The 23,634-nt window shown below is 64.8% G+C and carries 21 protein-coding genes and 2 tRNA genes; 13 read left to right on the top strand and 10 right to left on the bottom strand.

Features of this window, described 5'->3' with window-relative positions:
* The first annotated feature begins 8 nt into the window (after positions 1-8).
* The gene (locus ABIC94_RS04205; RefSeq protein WP_354371539.1) at positions 9-1,196 is read left to right on the top strand and encodes a PLP-dependent aminotransferase family protein; all 1,188 of its coding nucleotides are present in this window, start codon (positions 9-11) and stop codon (positions 1,194-1,196) included.
* 4 nt (positions 1,197-1,200) lie between these two features.
* Here ABIC94_RS04205 and ABIC94_RS04210 read toward each other — a convergent pair whose 3' ends face one another.
* On the bottom strand, positions 1,201-1,428 hold the full coding sequence (locus ABIC94_RS04210; RefSeq protein WP_354371541.1) for a hypothetical protein: 228 nt from the start codon (positions 1,426-1,428) through the stop codon (positions 1,201-1,203).
* 86 nt (positions 1,429-1,514) lie between these two features.
* On the opposite strand from ABIC94_RS04210, the gene ABIC94_RS04215 reads away from it, so the two are divergent.
* Positions 1,515-1,838, top strand: coding sequence for a DUF6172 family protein (locus tag ABIC94_RS04215; RefSeq protein ID WP_354371542.1), 324 nt, complete (start codon positions 1,515-1,517; stop codon positions 1,836-1,838).
* 329 nt (positions 1,839-2,167) lie between these two features.
* Here the strand turns inward: ABIC94_RS04215 and ABIC94_RS04220 are convergent, their stop codons facing one another.
* The 3 genes from ABIC94_RS04220 to mfd are packed head-to-tail and all read right to left on the bottom strand — an operon-like array spanning position 2,168 to position 7,421.
* The gene (locus ABIC94_RS04220; RefSeq protein ID WP_354371544.1) at positions 2,168-3,235 is read right to left on the bottom strand and encodes an Ldh family oxidoreductase; all 1,068 of its coding nucleotides are present in this window, start codon (positions 3,233-3,235) and stop codon (positions 2,168-2,170) included.
* Positions 3,232-3,942 carry a phosphoserine phosphatase SerB gene (serB, locus tag ABIC94_RS04225; RefSeq protein ID WP_354371546.1) on the bottom strand — a complete coding sequence of 237 codons (711 nt, stop codon included), beginning with the start codon at positions 3,940-3,942 and terminating at the stop codon, positions 3,232-3,234. The genes ABIC94_RS04220 and serB overlap by 4 nt, the downstream gene beginning before the upstream one ends.
* On the bottom strand, positions 3,939-7,421 hold the full coding sequence (gene mfd, locus ABIC94_RS04230; RefSeq protein ID WP_354371547.1) for a transcription-repair coupling factor: 3,483 nt from the start codon (positions 7,419-7,421) through the stop codon (positions 3,939-3,941). Before mfd ends, serB begins: the two co-directional genes overlap by 4 nt.
* Before the next feature lie 381 nt (positions 7,422-7,802).
* Here mfd and ispD point away from each other — a divergent pair, with 381 nt between their 5' ends.
* Entirely contained in the window at positions 7,803-8,516 is a 714-nt protein-coding gene (ispD, locus tag ABIC94_RS04235) for a 2-C-methyl-D-erythritol 4-phosphate cytidylyltransferase (RefSeq protein ID WP_354371548.1), read from the top strand.
* Positions 8,513-9,001: a 2-C-methyl-D-erythritol 2,4-cyclodiphosphate synthase gene (gene ispF, locus ABIC94_RS04240; RefSeq protein ID WP_354371549.1), complete on the top strand. Its 489-nt coding sequence runs from the start codon at positions 8,513-8,515 to the stop codon at positions 8,999-9,001. The genes ispD and ispF overlap by 4 nt, the downstream gene beginning before the upstream one ends.
* A gap of 17 nt (positions 9,002-9,018) precedes the next feature.
* Here ispF and ABIC94_RS04245 read toward each other — a convergent pair whose 3' ends face one another.
* Both ABIC94_RS04245 and ompR read right to left on the bottom strand, forming a co-directional pair.
* A complete protein-coding gene (locus ABIC94_RS04245; protein WP_354371551.1) occupies positions 9,019-10,428 on the bottom strand; it encodes a sensor histidine kinase in 1,410 nt (469 codons plus the stop codon).
* Between the two features lie 75 nt (positions 10,429-10,503).
* Complete coding sequence (gene ompR / locus ABIC94_RS04250) at positions 10,504-11,235, bottom strand: osmolarity response regulator transcription factor OmpR (protein ID WP_126749638.1); 732 nt, start codon at positions 11,233-11,235, stop codon at positions 10,504-10,506.
* Between the two features lie 193 nt (positions 11,236-11,428).
* Here ompR and ABIC94_RS04255 point away from each other — a divergent pair, with 193 nt between their 5' ends.
* Together ABIC94_RS04255 and ABIC94_RS04260 are read left to right on the top strand one after the other, a co-directional pair.
* Complete coding sequence (locus ABIC94_RS04255; RefSeq protein ID WP_354371552.1) at positions 11,429-11,764, top strand: hypothetical protein; 336 nt, start codon at positions 11,429-11,431, stop codon at positions 11,762-11,764.
* A gap of 59 nt (positions 11,765-11,823) precedes the next feature.
* Entirely contained in the window at positions 11,824-12,534 is a 711-nt protein-coding gene (locus ABIC94_RS04260) for an SIMPL domain-containing protein (protein ID WP_354371554.1), read from the top strand.
* A gap of 19 nt (positions 12,535-12,553) precedes the next feature.
* Here the strand turns inward: ABIC94_RS04260 and ABIC94_RS04265 are convergent, their stop codons facing one another.
* Positions 12,554-13,324: a 3-hydroxybutyrate dehydrogenase gene (locus tag ABIC94_RS04265; RefSeq protein WP_354371556.1), complete on the bottom strand. Its 771-nt coding sequence runs from the start codon at positions 13,322-13,324 to the stop codon at positions 12,554-12,556.
* A 26-nt stretch (positions 13,325-13,350) separates the two neighbouring features.
* Here ABIC94_RS04265 and ABIC94_RS04270 point away from each other — a divergent pair, with 26 nt between their 5' ends.
* The 6 genes from ABIC94_RS04270 (at position 13,351) to rimO (ending at position 19,331) form a co-directional block, all read left to right on the top strand.
* Entirely contained in the window at positions 13,351-14,346 is a 996-nt protein-coding gene (locus ABIC94_RS04270; protein ID WP_354371557.1) for an alpha/beta fold hydrolase, read from the top strand.
* 58 nt (positions 14,347-14,404) lie between these two features.
* The gene (locus ABIC94_RS04275) at positions 14,405-16,585 is read left to right on the top strand and encodes a RelA/SpoT family protein (RefSeq protein ID WP_354372022.1); all 2,181 of its coding nucleotides are present in this window, start codon (positions 14,405-14,407) and stop codon (positions 16,583-16,585) included.
* A gap of 48 nt (positions 16,586-16,633) precedes the next feature.
* Positions 16,634-16,710: transfer RNA gene (locus ABIC94_RS04280), tRNA-Val, on the top strand.
* Positions 16,711-16,880: 170 nt separating this feature from the next.
* On the top strand, positions 16,881-17,249 hold the full coding sequence (locus tag ABIC94_RS04285) for a hypothetical protein (RefSeq protein WP_354371559.1): 369 nt from the start codon (positions 16,881-16,883) through the stop codon (positions 17,247-17,249).
* Positions 17,250-17,322: 73 nt separating this feature from the next.
* A complete protein-coding gene (gene phaR, locus ABIC94_RS04290) occupies positions 17,323-17,883 on the top strand; it encodes a polyhydroxyalkanoate synthesis repressor PhaR (RefSeq protein WP_354371561.1) in 561 nt (186 codons plus the stop codon).
* Between the two features lie 41 nt (positions 17,884-17,924).
* Positions 17,925-19,331 (top strand): 30S ribosomal protein S12 methylthiotransferase RimO, encoded by a 1,407-nt coding sequence (gene rimO, locus ABIC94_RS04295; protein ID WP_354371563.1) that lies wholly within the window; start codon positions 17,925-17,927, stop codon positions 19,329-19,331.
* A gap of 540 nt (positions 19,332-19,871) precedes the next feature.
* Here rimO and ABIC94_RS04300 read toward each other — a convergent pair.
* The 3 genes from ABIC94_RS04300 to ABIC94_RS04310 form a co-directional block, all read right to left on the bottom strand.
* Positions 19,872-20,153, bottom strand: a complete 282-nt coding sequence (locus ABIC94_RS04300; protein WP_354371565.1) for a hypothetical protein — start codon at positions 20,151-20,153, stop codon at positions 19,872-19,874.
* An 82-nt stretch (positions 20,154-20,235) separates the two neighbouring features.
* Positions 20,236-20,628, bottom strand: a complete 393-nt coding sequence (locus ABIC94_RS04305; protein ID WP_354371567.1) for a YkvA family protein — start codon at positions 20,626-20,628, stop codon at positions 20,236-20,238.
* Between the two features lie 566 nt (positions 20,629-21,194).
* Positions 21,195-21,279 (bottom strand) — tRNA-Leu (locus ABIC94_RS04310).
* An 80-nt stretch (positions 21,280-21,359) separates the two neighbouring features.
* On the opposite strand from ABIC94_RS04310, the gene rnr reads away from it, so the two are divergent.
* Positions 21,360-23,627 carry a ribonuclease R gene (gene rnr, locus ABIC94_RS04315; RefSeq protein ID WP_354372024.1) on the top strand — a complete coding sequence of 756 codons (2,268 nt, stop codon included), beginning with the start codon at positions 21,360-21,362 and terminating at the stop codon, positions 23,625-23,627.
* Positions 23,628-23,634 lie beyond the last annotated feature (7 nt).

The following is a 23,634-nucleotide window of genomic DNA, read 5'->3' on the forward strand; positions in this document are numbered from 1 at the left end:
GACTCCCCATGCAATTCGCTTCCCGCCTCGACAACGTCGAAACCTCCGCCATCCGCGAACTCTTCAAGCTGCTGGGCAAGCCCGGCATCATCAGCTTTGCAGGCGGGTTCCCCGACAGTGCCATGTTCGACGTCGAGGGCCTGAAGGAGGCGAGCCAGAAGGCGCTGACCGAGGAACCCGGCGGCGCACTGCAATACGGCGCCACCGAAGGCTACGAACCGCTGCGCACGCAGCTTTCTGCCTTCATGAAGACCAAGGGCGTCGACGTCGACCCCAGCGGCCTCATCGTCACCACCGGCAGCCAGCAGGCGCTCGACCTGCTGGGCAAGACCATGATCTCGCCCGGCGACAAGGTGATCGTCGAAGGCCCGACCTTCCTGGCCACCATCCAGTGCTTTCGGCTGTACGGCGCGCAGCTCATCAGCGCGCCCATCGACGCCAACGGCGTGAAGACCGACGAGCTCGAAAAACTCATTGCCGAGCACAAACCCAAGTTCGTCTACCTGATTCCCACCTTCGGCAACCCGAGCGGCGCCATGCTGAGCCTGGAACGCCGCAAGAAGGTGCTCGAGCTGGCCGTCAAGTACCAGACGCTGATCGTCGAAGACGACCCCTACGGCGACCTTTACTTCGGCGAGGCGCCACCGCCCTCGATCCTGGCTTTGAGCAAGGACGTGCCGGGCAGCCGCGAATTGCTGGCGCATTGCGGCAGCCTCAGCAAGGTGCTGAGCCCGGGCCTGCGCATCGGCTGGATGATCGCGCCGGCCGAACTGCTCGCCAAGGCCACCATGTGCAAGCAGTTCAGCGATGCGCACACCAGCACCTTTGCCCAGGCCACCGCCGCGCAATACCTCAAGAGCGGCCGCATGCCCGCCACGCTCGCGCATGTGCGCGAGGTGTACGGCCAGCGTGCGCAAGCCATGGGCGCGGCGCTGAAACGCGAACTGGGCGATGCGGTGAGCTTCACGCAGCCGCAGGGCGGCTTGTTCTTCTGGGCCCGGCTTACGGGGGCCAACGGCAAGCTGGCCGATGCGAGCGAACTGGCGAAGCGCGCCATCGAGCAGCTCGTGGCCTTCGTGCCCGGGGCGCCGTTCTATGCGGAGAAGCCCGATATGGCGACGCTGCGGTTGAGCTTTGCGACGGCTGACGTGGCGAAGATCGAAGAGGGCGTGAAACGCCTCGGCCAGGCCCTGTAAATCTTCAGGGCGAGCGATGCAGGCGGGGCGCCGCCAGCAGCGCCAGGTTGTCTGCAACGGCCGCATCCACGTTCGGATAGCGGCCTTTCATTTTCGATAGCGTCATGATGGTCTGAAGCGCCTTCAGGTCCTTGACCGAGGGCGCAACCTTGATCTGCGCGATGGCCGCCGATGCGTTGCCGCCGTTGACCAATGCCATTACTTTGCTTGCCCAGTCGTTTGCGCGCGCCATGTCTTCACCTGCTTTCAATTGAACCGCCGACTGTACACAGCCGGGCAGCGTGTCCGGCCGCTGCCGGTCATTGGTTACCATCACTCATGAGAAAAACCTTTCAGCTTCAGGTCGAGGGCAAGCACCCCGACCGCCTCCTCGAAGCCATCAAGCACGAGATTCGCAAGTACATCAAGCGCGAGCGCCGGCGCGTTCTGCCCGAGGGCAGCGACTTCTGGGACTTCGATTGCAAATTCGGCACCTCGGCGGAAACCGCGGAAGTCGCGCACCTTTCGGCCATCACGGGCCTGATCGACGGCGTCGTCAAGGAGGCCGGCAAGCAGTTCTACGTCGAGATCCTGGCCAAGCCCGGCAAGCGCACACCGCGCCCGGCCGGGGAGCGGGCGGAAGAGCCGCCCGAAGAAGACTGATTCCTGCGTGTCTCGCGTGATCGGGGCCACGTAGTCCAAGGTGCGTGCAAAGGCCACCGGGTACTCCCCTCCGCGAATGTCCCCCGGCTTCGCCTCCTCCTTTATTTCGCTGCGGGGAGCACCCGATGCCCTGTGCACTGGGGCACGTTGCTGGTGTATCGCCGATCAACGACCGCTCCGTGCAACGCACCCGCTGGCGGGGTGCCTTGCGCAGCGAAATAAAGGAGGAGGCCGCAGGCCGGGGGACATTCGCGGAGAAAGGTACCCCGTCGGCGGGTGCGCCGCCCTGAACTGAACAGCGCAACTTCAAATAGATCGCAAACTGCCTCCTAGAGCAGTGCCTGCGCGAGTTGCAGCCCGTAGCGCCGCTCCGCATCCTGCAGCGCACGCGCAATCGACGGGTGCAGCCGCACCCCGTTCTTCGATTGGGTTTCACGGCGCTTCAAACCGCCTTCGCCCGGCAGGCGCACCGGTTTCACCGGATCGATGGGTGCGTTGTTGCGGCACTGGGCCGCCACATGGTCCATCTGGCGCAAGAAGGCTTCCTTGCCGCCGAAGGCGTGGAGGTCGTGCAGCGTGATGTGCACCGTTGCGCCCCAGCCCTCGGGCGGATCGGCCCGGCCATGGCCTGCGAGGCCGGCGGTCAGCGTTTCCACCAGCAGCGCCATTCCATAACCCTTGTGGCCATGGCTCAGTCCGCCGACCGGCAGCAGCGTGCCGGGCGGCTGGTCGAACAGCACCTGCGGGTTGTTCGACGGCTTGCCGGTGGCGTCGATCAGCCATTCTTCGGCAAAAGTCTCGCCGGCCGCGCGCTTGCGGTTGCTCATGCCGTTGGTGGTGATGGAAGCCGAAATGTCGACCATCACGCCACCCTGCGACAGCGGAAAGCCCATGGCCAGCGGATTGGGCGTGAACACCGCCTGCGTGCCGCCGAAGGGCGCAACGCTGGCCGTGTTGGGGTCGGAGCAGGCGAGCAGCATCAGCATGTCTTCCTGCAGCGCGCGCAGCATGTAGACGGCCAGGCAGGCGATGTGATGGCTGCGGCGGATCACGAGCGACGCGGTGCCGAGCTCGCGCGCACGCGGCAGCAGCAGGTCCAGGCCCTGGTCCATGAGCCAGGGGCCGGGCAAGCGCTTGCCGTCCCACAGCACTGCGGCCGGGCGGTCCGACAGCACCTCAGGGGCTCCGTCGCGCGTCATGCCGCCCGATTCGATTTCCTTCACATAGCCGGCCAGCAGGGCGAGGCCGTGCGTGTCGTGGCCCAGCAGGTCGCCTTCGACCAGCGTGCGGGCGACGCTGTCGGCCATCGATGCGGCGAGGCCGGCCTTTTGCAGCATGGCACTGCCGTAGTCCCTGAGTGCGTCTGCGCTGTAGAGCGGCGCGGTGTTGTCAGTCATTTCAGGATCTCCAGCACTCTGTCCAAGCCGCCTTCGTTGATGGCCACCATGGCTTGTTCGCGCACCTTGGGCTTGGCGTGGTACGCCACCGAGAGGCCGGCTTCGCCCATCATCGGCAAGTCGTTCGCGCCGTCGCCCACGGCAATGGTTTCGGCAAGGGAGATGCCGAGCAGAGATGCGACTTCGCGCAGCGTGCGACGCTTCTCGGCGCCGTCGCAGATGTCGCCCCAGCTTTGCTGCACCACCTGGCCCGTGAGTTGGCCATCGGCTTCGTCGAGCAGGTTGGAGCGTGCGAAGTCGATGCCCAGGCGATCTTTCACGCGGTTGGCAAAGAACGTGAAGCCACCCGAGACGAGCAACACCTTGAGGCCTGCTGCCTTGCATGCCGCCACCAGCTCGGCCGCGCCCGGGTTGAGCTTCAGCCGTTCGTCGTACACCTGCTGCAGCGCCTCGACCGGCACGCCCTTCAGCAGCGCCACGCGGCGGCGAAGGCTTTCCTTGAAGTCCTTGATCTCGCCGCGCATCGTGGCTTCGGTAATCGCTGCCACCTCGGCCTTCTTGCCCACGGCATCGGCGATCTCGTCGATGCACTCGATGTTGATCAGCGTCGAATCCATGTCGAACGCGATCAGCTTGAAGTCGGCGAGCTTCAGCGGCGGCTTCACGCGCTGGATAACCAAGCCGGGAGAAATTTCGGAAGCGCTCATGCGGGGGTGGTTTCCTTGACGATGGGTTGGCCGAGGCTGCGCAGCACGTCGCGCACCATTTGCGCGCGGTCCTTCGGCTCTTTCAGTTCGCGCTCGATGCGCAGCTTTTCGTTGCCGGCAAGCTTGATGTGCTTGTTCTTCTGGATCAGGTGGATGATGGCCATCGAATCGACCGGCGGGTCTTTCTTGAAGGTGATGTGGATCACGCCGGGCGCCGCATCGACCTTGACCACGCCGTACGGCCGGGCCAGCACGCGCAGCCGGTGCGTGTCGATCAGCGTCTGCGCCTGCGGCGGCAGCTTGCCGAAGCGGTCGACGATTTCCTCGAGCAGCGTATCGATATGCTCGGGTGTCTTCGCAGTGGCCAGCTTCTTGTAGAACGACAGGCGCAGATGCACGTCGCCGCAGTAGTCGTCGGGCAGCAGGGCGGGGGCATGCAGGTTGATTTCGGTCGTGACCGAGAGCGGCGCGAGCAGGTCGGGCTCCTGCCCGGCCTTGAGCGCGCGCACGGCCTCGCCCAGCATCTCGTTGTAGAGCTGGAAGCCGATCTCCATCATGTTGCCGCTCTGGTTCTCGCCCAGCACTTCGCCGGTGCCGCGAATTTCCAGGTCGTGCATGGCCAGGTAGAAGCCGGAGCCCAGTTCTTCCATCTGCTGGATGGCGTCGAGCCGCTGCGCCGCCTGCTTGGTCAGGCCCTCGGTGTCGGGCACCATCAGGTAGGCATAGGCCTGGTGATGCGAACGTCCGACGCGGCCGCGCAGCTGGTGCAGCTGCGCGAGGCCGAACTTGTCGGCGCGGCTCATCACGATGGTGTTGGCGGTCGGCACGTCGATGCCGGTCTCGATGATGGTCGAGCACAAAAGCAGGTTGTAGCGTTGCGCCACGAAGTCGCGCATCACGCGTTCCAGCTCGCGCTCGGGCATCTGGCCGTGGGCCACGGCAATGCGCGCTTCCGGAAGAATCTCCTCGAGCTTCTGACGCCGGTTCTCGATGGTCTCGACCTCGTTGTGCAGGAAGTAGACCTGCCCGCCGCGCTTCAACTCGCGCAGCACGGCTTCGCGGATCACGCCGGTGCCCTCGTTGCGCACGAAGGTCTTGATGGCCAGGCGCCGCTGCGGCGCGGTCGCAATCACGCTCAGGTCGCGCAGGCCTTCGAGCGCCATGCCCAGCGTGCGCGGAATGGGCGTGGCCGTGAGCGTGAGCACGTCGACCTCGGCACGCATGGCCTTCATCGCTTCCTTGTGGCGCACGCCGAAGCGATGCTCTTCGTCGATGATGAGCAGGCCCAGGTTCTTGAACTTGATCGACGGCGACAGCAGCTTGTGCGTGCCGACCACGATGTCGACCGTGCCTTCGGCCAGGCCCTTGGCCGCCGCGGTGATTTCCTTGGCCGAACGGAAGCGGCTCATTTCCGCCACCTTGACCGGCCACTTGGCGAAGCGGTCGACCAGCGTCTGGTAGTGCTGCTCGGCCAGCAGCGTGGTGGGCGCGAGAAACGCCACCTGCTTGCCGCCGGTGATCGCGATGAACGCGGCGCGCAGGGCGACTTCGGTCTTGCCGAAACCCACGTCGCCGCAGACCAGCCGGTCCATCGGCTGCGGCGAGATCATGTCTTGCACCACGGCGTGGATCGCGGCCTTCTGGTCGGCCGTTTCCTGGAAGCCGAAGTCGTTGGCGAACACCTCGTAGTCGGCGGCCGAATAGCGGAACGCATGGCCCTGCCTTGCGGCGCGGCGCGCGTAGATGTTGAGCAGTTCGGCGGCAGAGTCGCGCACCTGTTCGGCGGCCTTGCGCTTGGCCTTTTCCCATTGGCCGGAGCCCAGCCTGTGCAGCGGAGCCTCGTCGGCGCTGACGCCGGTGTAGCGGCTGATCTGGTGCAACTGCGAAACGGGCACGTAGAGCGTGGCCTTGTCGGCGTACTCCAGGTGCAGCATTTCCTGCAGCAGCGGCTTGCCTTCGGCATCGACGCCCTGGCCCAGGTCCATGTGGATCAGGCCGCGGTAGCGGCCGATGCCGTGGGCGGTGTGGACCACCGGGTCGCCCACGTTGAGCTCGGAAAGGTCCTTGATCAGCGCTTCGACGTCGCTGACCTGTTCCTGCTTCTTGTTGCGGCGGCGCGTGGTGGGCGCGGTGGCGAAGAGCTCGGTTTCGGTGACGAGGTCGATGCCCTGTTCGCGCCATGCAAAGCCCGAGGCCAGCGCGGCGGTGGCGATGCCGATTTTTTCGTCGGGCGAGGCTTCGAACTCGGCCAGCGAGTCGAAAGCCGGCGGGCTCACGCCGCTGGCGCGCAGGAAGTCGAGCAGGCTTTCGCGCCGGCCTTCGCTTTCGGCAATCAGCAGCACCCGGTGCGGGGTTGCCTTGATGTGGGCCTTGAGGCCGACCAGCGGGTCTTCGGCGCCGCGCACCACCGCGAACGGCGGGAGCCTGTCGAACTCGGCGTAAGGCGTTTCGGTGGCCACGTCGCCACGAATGGCGAGCTGCGCATGCGGCTTGGCGCGCTGGTAGAACTGCTCGGCATTGAGGAACAGCGCCTCGGGCGGCAGCGCCGGCCGCTCGGGGTCGCCGCGCACCAGGCGAAAGCGCTCATTGGTGTCTTGCCAGAAATGCTGGAACGCGGGTTCGAGATCGCCGTGCAGCACCACGGTGGCGTCGGGACCGAAGTAATCGAACACCGTGGCCGTCTCGTCGAAGAACAGCGGCAGGTAGTACTCGATGCCGGCGGTGGCCACGCCGTTGCCCATGTCCTTGTAGATGCGGCTCTTGGTCGGGTCGCCCTCGAGCAGTTCGCGCCAGCGGCTGCGAAAGCGCGCGCGGGCGTCGTCGTCCATCGGGAACTCGCGGCCCGGCAGCAGCCGTACCTCGGGCACGGGGTAGAGGCTGCGCTGGGTGTCGGGGTCGAAGGTGCGGATCGAATCGATTTCGTCGTCGAACAGGTCGACGCGGTACGGCACCGGCGAGCCCATGGGAAACAGGTCGATGAGGCCACCGCGCACCGCGTACTCGCCGGGGCTCACCACCTGCGTCACGTGGCTGTAGCCAGCCAGCGTGAGCTGGGCCTTGAGCTTCGATTCCTCGAGCTTCTGCTTGGCCTTGAAGTGAAAGGTGTAGCCGGCCAGGAAGCCGGGCGGCGCCAGCCGGTAGAGCGCGGTGGTGGCGGGCACCAGCACCACGTCGGCCTCTTTCTGGCTGATGCGCCAGAGCGTGGCGAGCCGCTCGCTGATCAGGTCCTGGTGCGGGGAAAAGCTGTCGTAGGGCAGCGTTTCCCAATCGGGGAAGAGGGCGCAGCGCAGGTCCGGCGCGAAGAACGCCATCTCGTCGATCAGGCGCTGGGCGTCGTTGGCGTCTGCCGTGAACACCGCGGTGGCGCGGCCCGCGGCCTTCTCGCGCATGCCCAGTTGCGCCAGCAGGAGGGCGTCGGCCGACAAAGGAGGACGCGGCAGCGTGAATCGCTTGCCCGCCGTGAGGTGGGGGAGGTCCATGGAACGCCTAGGGTCTGTTCACACTATGCAAGGGGTCGCGTTGCTTCGCCAAGGGGCTGGATGCAAGGCGCCCGGGCGCAGCAAGGCTCGCGCCTTGCAAGCGCGGGCAACGCCGCAGACGGCCCCTTGGCGGAGCAACCCGGAGGGAAGCTCGCCACAGCCCGCCCCTCGGCGTTGCGCTCCTTGCGCGTGCGGACGCACGCACGGCGTCACGCGCCTTGATGGGCAGGCTGTGGCGAGCTTCGCGACCCCTTGCATAGTGTGAACAGACCCTTGAAAAATGCACGACACCCCGCGCCGGGCGGCGAGGGGTGTGAAGCGGTCGATTCTAGAATGGCGGCCCCTTATTCGCTCGTCGGCCGCTGGCCGCTGCCGGACCCCATGTCTTCCTCCCGACTTTTTGTGCTGATTCCTTGTGCCGGGTTCGGCCACCGTGCGGGTGGCGCGCAGCCCAAGCAATACCAGCGGCTGGCGGGGACATCGATGGTGGCCCACACGGTGGAGGCTTTCCGGGCACTGGCGAGCCGCTTTGCCGGCCTGGCGGTGGTGGTGTCGCCGGACGACCGCGACGTGCAGGCGGCGCTGCCGCGCTTTCCGGCAACGGGCGAATTCCTGCTGCAGGTGGGTGGCGTGACGCGCGCGGCCACGGTGCGCAATGGTCTCGCGGCGCTGCGGCAGAGGGGCGCCGGGGCGCACGACTGGGTGCTGGTGCACGATGCGGCGCGCTGCCTGGTCACGTCGAGCCAGATCGAGGCGCTGATTGCAGCCTGCGAACACGATGCCGTCGGCGGGCTGCTGGCGCACCGGCTGGCAGACACGCTGAAAGTATCTTCGGGCGACAGCCGGGTCTCGCAAACGCTGCCGCGCGCCGACAAGTGGCTGGCCCAGACGCCCCAAATGTTTCGCATCGGCATGCTGCTCGATGCGCTGGAGCGCGCGGGCGATGCGGTGACGGACGAAGCCGGCGCCATCGAGGCCGTCGGCCTTTCGCCGCTGCTGGTGCCGGGCAGCGCGCAGAATTTCAAGGTGACTTTTCCCGAAGACTTTGCATTGGCCGAAGCGGTTCTGCTCGGCCGTAAGAAGGCCGCGGCATGACAGCGCCGTTCAATATTCGCGTCGGCGAGGGTTGGGATGTTCACCAGCTCGTGGCGGGACGCAAGCTGATTCTGGGCGGCGTCGAGGTGCCGCACACCACCGGCCTGCTGGGGCATTCGGATGCCGACGTGCTGCTGCATGCCATTACCGATGCGTTGCTCGGCGCGGCGGGCCTGGGCGATATCGGCCGGCATTTCCCCGATACCGACGCGCAGTTTCGCGGCGCGGATTCCGCCGTGCTGCTGGGCGAAGCGGCACGGCGTGTGCGCGCCGCGGGCTGGGAGATCGGCAATGTCGACAGCACGGTGATTGCGCAGGCGCCCAAGCTGGCGCCGCATATTCCGGCGATGTGCCAACGTATTGCAGAGACGCTGGGGCTCGTGCCCGATCAGGTCAACGTGAAGGCCAAGACGGCCGAAAAGCTCGGCCCGGTCGGCGAGGGCCGGGCGATGGAAGCCCGAGCGGTGGTGCTACTTCACCGCTGAACCGCTGCGCTGGTGAATCACGCCCGTCGACCGGGCGCTTCCGCAGGTTTTGGCACCGGCATGGCGCGCGGCATGCGGATGTGCGCCGCAAGACCGCGTCCCGGCGTGCTGGTGAGCGCAAAGGTGCCGCCCATGCGCTCGATGTTCTTGGCCACGATCGACAGGCCGAGGCCGGCGCCGGCCGCCGAGGTACGCGCCACGTCGCCACGGAAGAACGGCTTGGTCAATTGCGAGAGCAGGGCGGGCTCGACGCCCGCGCCGTGGTCCCGCACCTTGATCAGCACTGCGTCGTTGTTCGCTTGGGCCTGGATCACCACGTCGGCCACCCCGGTGGAAGGCGTCTTGCCGTAGCGGCGCGCGTTCTCCACCAGGTTGGAAATGACGCGCGTGAGCTCGACCTCGTCGCCCAACACGCGCAGGTCGGTTGGCACGTCGACCCGGATGTTCATTTCCTCGTAGTCCTGCACGGCGTATGTGCAGGCATCGACCACGTCGCGCAGCAGCACGGGCTTGGGGTCGACATGGTCGGGGCGCGCGTAGTCGAGAAACTTGTCGATGATCGCGTCGAGTTGCGCAATGTCGGCCGCCATGTGGTCGCGCGCATCTTCGTCGGCCACGCTCATCTCGGTTTCGAGCCGCAGGCGTGCGAGCGGCGTGCGCAGGTCGTGCGAGATGCCGGCCAGCATGATGGCGCGGTCCTGCTCGATCTTGGCGAGCTGGTCGGCCATGCGGTTGAAGCCGATATTCACCGCCCGGATCTCGTTGGTGCGGGCGCGTTCGTCGAGCCGGTGCGCCTCGTACTCGCCTTCGCGCACCTGCATGGTGGCGCGCGACAACTGCTTGAGCGGCAGGTTGATGAGCCGGGTGATGAGCGCCGCGCCGGCCAGCGAGAGCGCCATGGCCGTGCTGAGCCACACCAGCCAGGTGCGGCCGCCCACGCGGCTGAAGCGGGTCGGGTCGAGCAGCAGCCAGTAGGCGTCGCTTTCGATGGTGAAGCCGATCCACAGGCCCGGCTCCTCGTTGACTCGGCTGGCCACCGTGGTGCCTTCGCCGAGCTGGTCGATCAGCTCTTCGGTCACTCGCTGGTCGAGCGCGCCGCTGGTGTAGGGCTGAAAACGGTCGTTGGGCTCGCGCGGAAGGATGCGCACGCCTTCCTGGTCGGCCAGCGTCTTGATCAGCGACACCCGCGTGATGGCGTCCGAGTACACCAGCGCTGCGCGCGTGAGGTTCACGAGCGAGGCGATCTGGTGCGCGGTCTGGATGGCGCGGGGCTCGTATTCGAGCGAGCGAAAAGTCTGCAGCCACGCGACCGTGCAACCGATCAGCAGCAGTGCGAGCAGGAAGAATGTGCGCCAGAAAAGGCTGAAGCCGAGCTTCAGGCCCGGTCGCCGGTCACGCTGGCCAGCGCCCTCGAGAGGGCTTGGCATCGTGACCTGGGCACCGTCCTCCTGGGCTGGGCTGGGTCTGGCGGAATGCAGGCCGATGGCCACCTCAGGACGTCGTCAGGCCGCGCCGTCCGGCACGAACACGTAGCCCACACCCCACACGGTCTGGATGTAGCGGGGCGCCGCGGCGTCGGCCTCGACCAGCTTGCGCAGGCGCGAAATCTGCACGTCGAGGCTGCGGTCGAAAGGCTCGAACTCGCGGCCGCGGGCCAGCTGGGCCAGCTTTTCGCGCGACAGCGGCTGGCGGGGATGGCGCACCAGCGCCTTCAGCATCGCGAATTCGCCGGTGGTGAGCGAAAGCTCCTCGCCGTCCTTCTTGAGCGTGCGCGAACCGAGATCGAAGGCAAAAGGCCCGAAGGTCACGGTCTCGTTCTCGGTGGAAGGAGCGCCCGGCGCTTCGAGCGGCGGCCGGCGGCGCAGCACCGCGTGCACGCGGGCCAGCAGTTCGCGGGGGTTGAACGGCTTGCCCAGGTAGTCGTCGGCGCCGACTTCGAGGCCGACGATGCGGTCGACGTCTTCGCCCTTGGCGGTGAGCATGATGATGGGCGTGCGGTCGTTGGCGGCGCGCAGGCGGCGGCAGACCGAGAGGCCGTCTTCGCCGGGCATCATCAGGTCGAGCACGATCAGGTCGACCGTGTCGCGCAGCAGGATGCGGTTGAGCGCCTTGCCGTCCTCGGCCACGATCACTTCGAAACCTTCCTGGGTAAGGTAGCGACGAAGCAGGTCGCGGATACGGGCGTCGTCGTCGACGATCACGATCTTGTCAGTGCGAGCGGGAACTTGAGTCATTTCTACAACGTTGAATTTGTAACAGCGCCGATTCTGAAGGCGTTAGGCCCCCGTTGAGCCGGTTTTACTTATGGTTTGACACTAAGTTACAAAACTTGCGGTCGCTAGCTGTCTAGTCATCCGACGTTCGCCCAGCGGTGGCACAGTCCACCTCTCTTATGACTTTCGTTCAATGAGAACTCTTCTTCCCGCCTTGCCGATCATCGTTGCCTGCAGCTGCGGCCCTGCCTTGGCCGTCGCTGGGGACTTTCTCAAAGTCGGCGATGTGCGCCGAAGCGAGGTGCGCGAGGCCGTGGCCGCCCACCGCGCGGCCCAGCGCGACGAAATCCGGCGGGAGGAGGCCGCGGCCGGCCGGCGGCTGACGGCGGCCGAACTCTTCGAGTTGCGGCAGCAGGTGCGAAGGCAGTGGACGCCGCCCGGCACCCCCAATGTGCTGAATTCGGCAGAATCGCAACCGGCCGAGCGAATCGCGCCGGCGCCGATTTCGGCGGCCCGCGCCTTGACCTTGCCACGCAGCCAGCGCCGCTGAGGCGGCGCGGCGCGCGTTCTTGTTGCGTTCTTGAGTACCAATCCAGGGAGTATCTCGTCTTGAAAAAAATCAAATTGATCGCGGCCTGCGTCGCATTGGCCGCGACCGGGGCCGCCGGCACCGCCATGGCCCAGAACATGGCCGCACCGCCGCAGAACGTGCTGCAGCTCACCGCCTCCGGCACGGTCGAAGTGCAGCAGGACTTGCTGAGCATGACGCTCACCACCACGCGCGACGCCCCTGAGGCCGCCACGGTTCAGTCGCAGCTCAAGGCCGCGGTGGACGCCGCGCTGGCCGAAGCCAAGAAAAATGCCCAACCCGGCCAGCTCGACGTGCGCACCGGCAATTTCAGCCTGTCGCCGCGCTACACCCGCGAAGGCAAGATCAACGGCTGGCAGGGCTCCGCTGAAATGGTGCTCGAAGGTCGCGACTTCCCGCGCATCACGCAGACTGCGGGACGCATCACCACGCTCAATGTCGGCAATGTGGGCTTTGCCCTGAGCCGCGAGCAGCGCGCCAGGAGCGAGACCGAGGCCCAGACGATCGCCATCGAAAACTTCAAGCAGAAGGCCACCGAACTGGCCAAGGGCTTCGGCTTCGGCGGCTACACGCTGCGCGAAGTCTCGGTGAACGCGAACGACAGCGGCCCGATCCGCCCGCGCGTCATGGCGGCGGCAGCCAAGTCTTATTCTTCCGACGCGCCGGTGCCGGTGGAAGCCGGCAAGACCGCCGTGGTCGTGAACGTGTCGGGATCGGTGCAGCTCAAGTAAGAAGACCGAGGATCTCAGCTCACTGAGCAGTCCAGCCGCCGTCCATTTGCCAGGCCACGCCGCGCACCTGGTCGGCGGCGGGCGAGCACAGGAACACCGCAAGGCCCCCGAGCTGCTCGACCGTGGTGAATTGCAGCGAAGGCTGCTTTTCTCCCAGCAGTTCGTTCTGCGCCTGCTGGGCCGAGATGCCTTCCCGCACCGCGCGGTCGTCGATCTGCTTTTGCACCAGCTGCGTCAATACCCAGCCCGGGCAGATCGCATTGCTGGTGATGCCGGTGGTTGCGGTTTCGAGCGCAACCGATTTGGTGAAGCCGACAATGCCGTGCTTGGCCGCCACATAGGCCGACTTCTGCGCGGAGGCGACCAGCCCATGGGCCGACGCCACGTTGACGATGCGTCCCCAGTTGGCTTCGCGCATGGCCGGAATGGCAAGCCGTGTCGTATGAAACGCGCTGGTCAGGTTGATTGCAATGATGGCGTCCCAACGTTCTGGCGGAAAGTCTTCGACCTTTGCCACGTGCTGGATGCCGGCGTTGTTCACGAGGATGTCGACGCGGCCGAATCGGTCCGCGGCGAACTTCATCATGTCTTCGATCTGGTCGGGTTTGCTCATGTCGGCGCCGTGATATTCGGCACGCACGCCAAGCGCTTCGATCTGGGACTTGGGAGCCTCGGCATCGCCAAAGCCGTTGAGCACGATATGTGCGCCTTGCTGTGCAAGTGCCTTGGCAATGGCAAAGCCAATGCCGCTGGTGGACCCCGTGACAAGCGCGGTTTTGCCTTTGAGCATGAAGATCAATCTCCGGATGAATTAGGATGCGACGAGACCATTATCCGCACCAGGACGACTTCGTTTTCATGACCGACCCGACGCTTCATTACGTGGCGTGCGATGACGCCCAGGGCGGCCATCGCATGGCCTATTGGCAATGGGGCGACGCGCGCAGTGCGCATGTGGTCATGTGCGTGCACGGACTGACCCGGCAAGGGCGCGATTTCGATGTGCTCGCCCAAGCCATCGTGGCGCGTGCCGGCGGCAACGTGCGCGTGGTCTGCCCCGATGTCGCCGGGCGCGGCCGAAGCGACTGGCTGCGCGACCCGGCTCTTTACCAGGTGCCGGTCTATGCGGCCGACATGCTGGCGCTGGTTGCGCAGTTGCACCGCGAACAGCCGATCGACACGCTCGACTATCTGGGCACCAGCATGGGCGGGCTCATCGGTTTCGTGCTGGCGGGCCACAAGCAGTTGCCGCTGGCCCGGCCGATCCGCCGCTTCGTCGTGAACGACGTCGGCCCGACCATCGAAGCCGGCGCCCTTCAGCGCATTGGCGCCTACGTGGGGCAGGGTGGCCGCTACGCCAGCGTGCAGGAAGCAGCCGATGCCATGTGGACGATTTCGACCACCTTCGGCCCGCACACGCCGGCTCAGTGGCTTGCCTTGTCGCAGCACATGGTGGTGCCTGTATCGCAGCGCACGGCCGATGGTTCGGGCAAAGCAGATGCCGTTGACAACGACAGCGCCGGGCCCTGGTTGCTTCACTACGACCCGGCCATTTCCGTGGCGCTTCGGGCCATCACCCCCGAGGCTGCGGCCCAGGGCGGCGCGGTGATGTGGAGTCTTTACGACGCCATCGATGCACGCACGCTCGTGACGCGCGGCGCCCAGTCGGATCTGCTGTCGCGCGAAACGGCCCTGGCCATGACCGAGCGCGGCCCGCGTGCAAAGCTGATCGAGTTCGAGGGCGTGGGCCACGCGCCGACTTTCGTCGACCCCGCGCAGGTCTGTGCCGTCACATCCTTTTTGTTCGATTGAGTCCAACGTGAAGCGCGAGTCTTCGAGCCTCCAAACGGCAACCACGTCCGACACGGCCATGGTGGACTATCCGTTGTCCGCCGCAACGGCCGATCGCACGCCGGTGATGGAGAACATGCTCGCCCGTGCGCGCGCGTTTGCCGAGCCGCTGATCGTCGACGAAAAGCTCGACACCGGCGAAAACACGCTGGCGCATGCCGACGCCGTGGCCGCCATCGTTGCGAAGATGGGCGGCTCCGAGGCCATGCAGGCCGCCAGCTATCTGGTGTATGCGTGCCAGCACCTGAACCGCCCGCAAGAAGTGATTGCCAAGGTGTTCGGCGACAACTTCGCGGCGCTGGCGGTGGAAACCACCAAGCTGGTTCGCGTGCAGGAACAGGCCCGCTCGGCTTCGCAAGGCCATCATCTGTCGGAAGGCGCGGGAGCGCAGACCGAGAACGTGCGCAAGATGCTGCTTGCGTTTTCACGCGATTTGCGCGTCGTGATGCTGCGCCTGGCTTCGCGGCTGCAAACCCTGCGGCATGCCGCGGCCAGCAAGCAGCCGGCGCCCGAGGGCGTGGCGCGCGAGTCGTTGCAGGTGTTCGCGCCGCTGGCCAATCGCCTGGGCATCTGGCAGGTGAAATGGGAGATCGAAGATCTTTCGTTCCGCTTTCTGGAGCCCGAAACCTACAAGCTGATTGCGCGCCTCCTCGACGAGAAGCGGGTCGAACGCGAAGGCCACGTCGAGCAGCTGCGCTCGCAGCTCGAACGCGAGCTGCAGGCCGAGGGCGTGCGCGCCACGGTGCACGGGCGGCCGAAGAACATCTACAGCATCGTCAAGAAAATGCGCGGCAAGTCGCTCGACTTTGCGCAGGTGTTCGACATCCTCGCGCTGCGCGTGGTGGTGCCCGACGTGAAAGATTGCTACGCGGCGCTGGCCTGGGTGCATTCGCATTTCCTTCCCATCGACGAAGAGTTCGACGACTACATCGCACGGCCCAAGCCCAACGGCTATCAGTCGCTGCACACCGTGGTGCGCGAGGTGGTCGATGGCAAGCCGATCGAGATCCAGATCCGCACGGAAGAGATGCACGACCACGCCGAGCACGGCGTGGCGGCGCACTGGGCCTACAAGGAAGCAGGGCACAAGGGCTATGCGGGTGTGTGGGCGAGCGGGGAGTACGACGCGAAGATCGCCGTGCTGCGGCAGCTGCTGGCGTGGGAGCGCGATCTTTCGGGCGGCTCGCAGGGCCAGGGGCTCTTCGACGACCGCATCTATGTGCTGACGCCGGACGCGGCCATCGTCGAGCTGCCGCAAGGCGCGACGCCGGTCGACTTTGCCTACACGGTGCACACCACGCTCGGCCATCGGTGCCGCGGCGCGCGTGTCGACGGGGCAATGGTGCCGCTGAACACGCCGCTGTCCAACGGCCAGACGGTGGAGATCATCGCGGCCAAGGAGGGTGGCCCTTCGCGCGACTGGCTCAATGCCGAACTGGGCTACCTTGCAAGCCACCGTGCGCGCGCCAAGGTGCGCGCATGGTTCAACGCGCAGATTACCCACGAAACCGTGGCGCGCGGGCGCGAGGCCGTCGAGAAGCTGCTGCAGCGCGAGGGCAAGACCTCCACGCGGCTTGAGGACCTGGCTTCGCAGCTGGGGTTCAAGTCGGCGGACCATCTGTTCGAAGTGGTCGGCAAGGACGAGTTCTCGCTGCGCAACATCGAGATGCTGCTGCGCCCGCCGGAGCCTGCGCCGAACCCTGACGACGGCGTGCAGATCAAGAAGCCGCGCGCAAGCGAGAAATCGGGCAAGGGCGGCGTCCTGGTGGTGGGCGTGTCTTCATTGATGACGCAGCTTGCCAAGTGCTGCAAGCCCGCACCGCCCGATGCCATCAGCGGCTTCGTGACGCGCGGCCATGGCGTGAGCGTTCACCGCACCGACTGCAGCAATTTCCGGATGATGGCGTCGCGCGACGGCGAGCGCGTGATCGATGTCGAGTGGGGTACGGCCAAGGGCGGCGAAACACCGATGTATGCGGTCGACGTGGCCGTGGAAGCGGCCGACCGCCAGGGCCTTCTGCGCGACATCTCCGATGTGTTCGCACGCGAGAAGATGAACGTGATCGGCGTGCAGACGCAATCGGTCAAGGGCACGGCGTGGATGACTTTCACTGTGGAAATCGCCGATGCGGCGCGGCTCGCGCAGGTGCTTGGCGTGGTTACGGCGGTTGCAGGTGTGCGATCTGCACGTCGGCGCTAAAAAGCGTGTTTTCTCCTGCTACAATAGCTGCTTCTCGGACACATCCTTAGGCGCGTAGCTCAGCTGGTTAGAGCACCACCTTGACATGGTGGGGGTCGTTGGTTCGAGTCCAATCGCGCCTACCAATTTCTGTTTCAACTTCCGGCCAACCACCGGGTCTGTTGAACAGAGCTTTCACCGGGTTCCCCGGTGTCTCAATCGTCCTTGCGGTGAAGCAGACAAAGACCATGGCCATGTTGTTGTGCTACCTTGGCCGCTCTGCAAACCTTTTCCAAATTTCTTGATAAGCGATCTGATGAATACGCGATCAACGCTGGTTGATCGGGCTCATGCCGATATGCGCCTGGCCGCATTGCTCAGGCAAGCCCCCATTGAATTTGCGCGCGCGGTCTATGGCATCAACGACCACGCAGGCGGCCGTACCGACACCATGGCCGCGCGCGAAATTGCGCGCGCTCTGCAGCAGGGCATATCCGTGACGCAGGAACGCGCCGAACAGCGCTCCCGGGCTTATTTGCCGACCGCCGGCCATGAGCACTGCCCGCGTTGCTGGGTCGTCTATGGCCACAAAAGCCCCCTGCGCTTTCGAGAGGCGACCGAAGAGCGCCCAGAGAGCGCGGCCTGCAGCGCGTGCGGCGCCGAGTACGCGACAACGCTCGATTAGGGAAGCGGGTGCGCGGTCAGGGTAAACCTTGTCGCGGTGCAGCAAAACCGCTACCTAGAATTGATCGGATGACATGGGCATCCATGTGAAGGAGTCCGCAGTGCAGAGCAAGAAGTCCGGGGTCAAGCCGGTGCAACGTGTAATCAAGAAGTACCCCAACAGAAGGCTCTACGACACTGAGACATCCACGTACATCACGCTCACCGAGGTGAAGCAGCTGGTCATACAGAATGCCCAGTTCGTGGTGCGCGATGCCAAGACCGGGGACGACCTCACGCGCAGCATCCTGCTGCAGATCATTCTCGAAGAAGAAGCAGGCGGCGCGCCCATGTTCACCGAACAGGTGCTGGCCAACATCATCCGTTTCTACGGACAGGCCATGCAGGGCTACATGGGTCCGTACCTCGAGAAGAACATCCAGGCCATGACCGAAGTGCAGGCCCAGCTCGCCGAAAAGGCCGAAGACCTCACGCCCGAAATGTGGTCGCGCTTCATGACCATGCAGTCGCCGATGCTCCAGGGGCTGATGGGCAACTACGTCGAGCAGTCCAAGAATGTCTTCCTGCAGATGCAGGAGCAGATGCAGAAGAACACCGAGCAGGTTCTGGGCGCATTCGGCATCAAACGCCCCTGAAATCCCGGTCCCGGCCGATAGCTGGGACAATAGGGGCATATATGAGCGAAGTTGCCTCCCCCGAACGTACGGCCACGCCGGCTGCCCCCAAAGTCGGCTTTGTGAGCCTTGGCTGCCCAAAGGCCCTTACCGATTCCGAATTGATACTGACCCAGCTCAACGCTGAGGGCTACCAGACGGCCAAGACCTTCGAAGGCGCCGACCTGGTCATCGTGAACACCTGCGGCTTCATCGACGATGCGGTGAAAGAAAGCCTCGACACCATCGGCGAGGCGCTGGCGGAAAACGGCCGCGTCATCGTCACGGGTTGCCTGGGCGCCAAGACCGGCGACCAGGGCGGAAATCTGGTGCGGCAAATGCACCCCAGCGTGCTGGCGGTGACCGGTCCGCATGCCACGCAGGAGGTGATGGATGCGGTTCACGCCAACCTGCCGAAGCCCCACAACCCGTTTGTCGATCTCGTTCCCAATACCTTCGGCATTGCCGGTCTCAAGCTCACGCCGCGGCACTATGCCTACCTGAAGATCAGCGAAGGCTGCAATCACCGCTGCACCTTCTGCATCATTCCGTCGATGCGGGGCGACCTGGTGTCGCGCCCGGTCGGCGACGTGCTCGGCGAGGCCAAGGCCTTGTTCGAGGGCGGCGTGAAAGAGCTGCTGGTGATCAGCCAGGACACCTCGGCCTACGGCGTGGACGTCAAGTACCGCACCGGTTTCTGGGACGGCAAGCCGGTCAAGACCCGCATGCTCGAACTGGTGCGCACGCTGGGCGAAATTGCAGAGCCTTACGGCGCCTGGGTTCGCCTGCACTATGTGTACCCGTACCCAAGCGTGGACGAAATCATTCCGCTGATGGCGAGCGGGCAGGTGCTGCCTTACCTCGACGTACCCCTGCAGCACAGCCATCCTGATGTGCTCAAGCGCATGAAGCGGCCGGCCAGCGGCGAGAAGAACCTGGAGCGCCTGGCGCGATGGCGCGAGGTGTGCCCCGAACTCGTGATCCGCAGCACCTTCATCGCTGGTTTTCCGGGTGAAACCGAGCAGGAGTTCGAGCATCTGCTCGACTTCATCCGCGAAGCCCAGATCGACCGGGCGGGTTGCTTTGCATACAGCCCCGTCGAAGGCGCCACGGCCAACGACATTCCCGGCATGCTGCCGCCGGCAGAGCGCGAGGCGCGCCGTGCCCGCTTCATGGAAGTGGCGGAAGCGGTGTCGATCGCCAAGCTGCGCCAGCGCGTCGGTGCAACCATGCAGGTGCTGGTGGATTCGGCGCCCGGCATGGGCCGAAAAGGCGGCATCGGGCGTACCTACGCCGACGCGCCCGAGATCGACGGCACCGTGCGCCTGCTGCCACCCGAGAAAATCAGCAAGACGCTCAAGGTGGGTGAATTCACCAAGGCCCGCATCGTGGGTGCCGAGGGTCACGACCTGATCGCGCTGCCGGTCTGAGGCGTTTCACCCCGCGGCTCCAGGCAGCGGCAGAGCATCACGCCGCCTTGGCAAAGATGTATGCAGAGCGCGTAAGGCGTCTGACCGGTGAGGTCTACCCGCTTCCAGCTCCGGGCAGCGAGGCAGACGCAAAGGCCGGGCAAGAGAAGCCGGCGATTTACTCGATCGAAGCGAGCCGCAGACCCAAGTCGAATCTGTTGACGTAGCTCGGCTCAAAAAAAAGAACAGCCCGCGTGAAGCGGGCTATTCGATTGGCTTGGAAGGGGCGGCCAGGGCCGGGCAGTTTTCAGTCATCCGAGCGCGAGATGACCAGAAGGCTCATGAACAACGCTCCGAGGAACATGCCGATTAACAAGGTAAATGCTGCGATCACGATGGTGTCCGTTAGGTTTGATGCCCATATTTTCAAACCAAACGTAACGTTCTGTGCGTTTTGAGGTTACTTTTAGAAGCATATTGATGGAAAAGTGTGACTTTTGCCACACTTGGGGAGCGGCGTAAGCGGGGAGCCGGGCCGTGGGTATCCCGCGCTGCGATTCTTTAGAAGGGAAGCGCATCGTCAGCGTCCCTCGCGTGGCCGGGATACAGGTACTTGAAGTAGTCGCCCGACTTGCCGTACAGCTGTGACGCAAGCTTCACGGGGTCTTCGTCGCTGTGCTTTTCGTAGAGCACAGGGCCCCAGATGATGAATCCGTCGATGCTCAGCGAATGAGGGGCGGGTTCGATAGCCTTCCATGCATGTGCGAATTTTGAGATCCATGCCAGTGCTTCGACCAGCGCATGGTTGCGAGGAGGGGAGGTTGCTTCTTCGGACTTGGACATGGCGGTTATTCTTTGTGAAAAGACTGTATAAATATACAGTAAAATAACCGCCTGTCGAGAAATTTCACCCGTGGGCGCGTTGCTAGTTGCGTGTGTTGAACCAAGTCCAGAGAGCAGTGCCCAGGGCGATCCAGATCGCAAGGACGAGCACCGCGCCCGCGACGCTTCGAGGTTTTGCGCCTTGCTCTTTCATCCAGTTGTCTGCGCGCGCTCGGCATTCCTCCAGAACGTCTGCCGGAATGAGGCGGAGGTTCAGCCAGATGAGGCCTGGCAACAACAAGGCGTCGTCGAGATAGCCAAGTACCGGAATGAAATCGGGTATCAGGTCGATCGGGCTCAGCGCGTAGGCAACAACGAACGCGGCGAGCGCTTTTGCGAACCAGGGCGTCCCCGGATGCCGGTAGGCAAACCACAGCGTGACGGCGTCGCGCTTGATTCGCGATGCCCACTGCCGGATGCTTTTCAAAATGGACATGAAGACAGGAAGTGCGGTGCGTCGGCGCAAGTATGGCGCGGAGGTTGAGCGGAGCAGTCGACGTGCAGATCGGCGGATCGGTCGTTGCCGCGGCGTGGTAAGGTGCACAACAGGCTTCGCAGCCTGTCGCAACCCCGCAGATCCATCGGTCCGTGATCTTGCAGCGAGTTGAACGCCGCGCTCATCAGGTTGAGTTTGCGGTTCACCTTTACTGGCAACGCGGTGTATTGACTCGGTTGCCCCGCTTCTTGAGACTGTGCGCGATCATTCGTCGATGTACTGCGTCAGAATGGCGGAAAACCGCTTCTCAGTGAGCGGGTCGCTGCATCACTCCATGAGACGAAGCCCGTTCCATTTGTTCGCATCCGTGCCGTCGAAAACCGTTTCGCAGAAAGTCCCGCTTCGGGGCTGCAATGGAGTGTGCGAGTGCGGCGGATTACCGTCGGTCTGGCCTGCGTTGGCTGCGACCGGCATTTGCGAGGGAGAACATCCCTCGATCATGTTCCCAGGGAAAAGAAAAAACCCCTGTAAATCGAAGATTCACAGGGGTTTCAGCTTGGTAGGGGTGGTGCCCAGAAGAGGACTCGAACCTCCACGATGTTACTCGCTAGTACCTGAAACTAGTGCGTCTACCAATTCCGCCATCTGGGCCCACATAACTGCCGAAGCAGTTATGTTTTGAATTTCAGGAAAGAGAGAATCATATCAAAAATAATGGCCACTCCAGCGGTCTGCTGGATGAATTTGAAGGAACTGTTCAAGGGCATCGCGACGGGCACGGTTTTGTGCAGCGCGACGACGGCGAAGCCGACATCTATCTGCCCCCGAACGAGATGCGTGCGGTGCTGCACAAAGACCGCGTCAAGGCGCGCGTGGTGCGGCAAGACCGGCGCGGTCGTCCCGAGGGGCGGGTGGTCGAAATCGTCGAGCGCCCCGAGCAGCCGATCATCGGCCGCCTGTTGCATGAAGGCGGCATCTGGCTCGTCGCGCCCGAAGACAAGCGCTACGGACAGGACGTACTGATTCCCAAGGGCGCGACCGGTCCCGCGAAGGTAGGGCAGGTTGTGGTGGTGCAGCTCACCGAGCCGCCGGCCCTCTTCGGCCAGCCGGTCGGACGCGTGAAGGAAGTGCTCGGCGAGATCGACGACCCGGGCATGGAAATCGAAATCGCCGTGCGCAAGTACGGCGTGCCGCACGAGTTTTCCGCGGAATGCCTGGCCGAAGCCAAGGCGTTGCCGGAGAAGGTTCGCCCCGCCGACAAGAAGGGCCGCATCGATCTGACCGACGTGCCGCTGGTCACCATCGACGGCGAAGACGCACGCGACTTCGACGATGCCGTGTACTGCGAGCCCGCGAAGGTTGGCCGCGGCAAGGGGTGGCGCCTGCTGGTGGCCATTGCCGATGTCAGCGCCTATGTGCAGACCGGCTCGGCGATCGACATCGACGCCTACGACCGCGCCACCAGTGTCTACTTTCCGCGCCGCGTTATTCCGATGCTGCCGGAAAAGCTTTCGAACGGGTTGTGCTCGCTGAACCCCGAGGTCGAGCGCCTGTGCATGGTGTGCGACATGCTCGTGGCCGCCGACGGCGAAATCTACGCCTACCAGTTCTATCCGGCGGTGATGTTCAGCCATGCACGCTTCACCTACACCGAGGTGGCGGCCATTCTTGGCAACACGCGCGGCCCCGAGGCGGGCAAGCGCAAGGACCGCGTGAAGGACCTGCTGAACCTGGCAGACGTCTACAAGGCGCTGCTCAAGCAGCGCGGCAAGCGGGGCGCGGTCGACTTTGAAACCACCGAGACGCAGATCATTTGCGACGACGCGGGCCGCATCGAGAAGATCGTGCCGCGCACGCGCAACGAGGCGCACCGCCTCATTGAAGAAGCCATGCTCGCGGCCAACGTGTGCAGCGCTGACTTCATCGCCGAAGGCAAGCACCCGGGCCTGTTCCGCGTGCACGAAGGCCCGACGCCCGAGAAGAAGGAAATCCTGCGCGGCTACCTGAAAGCCATGGGCGTGGGGCTGAGCATTACCGACGACCCGCGGCCCGGCGAGTTCCAGGCAATTGCCGAAGCCACCAAGGAGCGGCCAGACGCGCAGCAGATCCACACCATGCTGCTTCGCTCGATGCAGCAGGCGATCTACACGCCCATCAACAGCGGCCACTTCGGCTTGGCGTACGAGGCCTACACGCACTTCACGAGCCCGATCCGGCGCTACCCGGACCTGCTGGTGCACCGTGTGATCAAGGCAATTCTCGGCAAGACCCGCTATCAGTTGCCGATGCTGCCGACGCCGGGCGAGGCGCATGCCAAGCTCGCCAAGCGGCTGGCCTCGCGCGTCAAGGCGCCGACCACCAAGCCACAAAAGGCCACGGTCGCACCCACCAAGGAAGTGCTGGCCTGGGAAGCGGCCGGCCTGCATTGCAGCGCCAACGAGCGCCGTGCCGACGAAGCCAGCCGCGACGTCGAGGCATGGCTCAAGTGCAAGTACATGCGCGAGCACCTGGGCGAGGAATACGGCGGCGTGGTCACTGCGGCCACGACCTTCGGCATCTTCGTGACGCTGGACGCCATGTATGTCGAGGGACTGGTGCACATCACCGAACTCGGCGGCGAGTATTTCAAGTTCGATGAGATGCGCCAGGAACTGCGCGGCGAGCGCACCGGCATCCGCTATGCCATCGGCACCCGCGTGCGGGTGCAGGTGAGCCGCGTCGACCTGGACGGGCGCAAGATCGATTTCCGCCTGGTGCGCGAGGGCGAAGAGCTCACCGCGCGTGCCATGAAGGACAAGGGCGTGAACTCGGCCGGCGTGCCGGTCAAGGCGTCAGCCAAGCGCAGCTCGCGGCACAAGGCCGAGGCTGCTCCCGAGCAGCGCAGCGACCGTGTCGTGACCGCTGCAGCGGGGCCCCAGTCGGCGATGCAGGCCTTCAAGTCGGCGGTGAAGAAGGCTGCCAACAAGATGAAGGGGCGCAAGCCACCGCGCCGCACATGACGCACAA

The organism is Variovorax paradoxus (assembly GCF_040544635.1).
GTDB lineage: Bacteria > Pseudomonadota > Gammaproteobacteria > Burkholderiales > Burkholderiaceae_C > Variovorax > Variovorax paradoxus_R.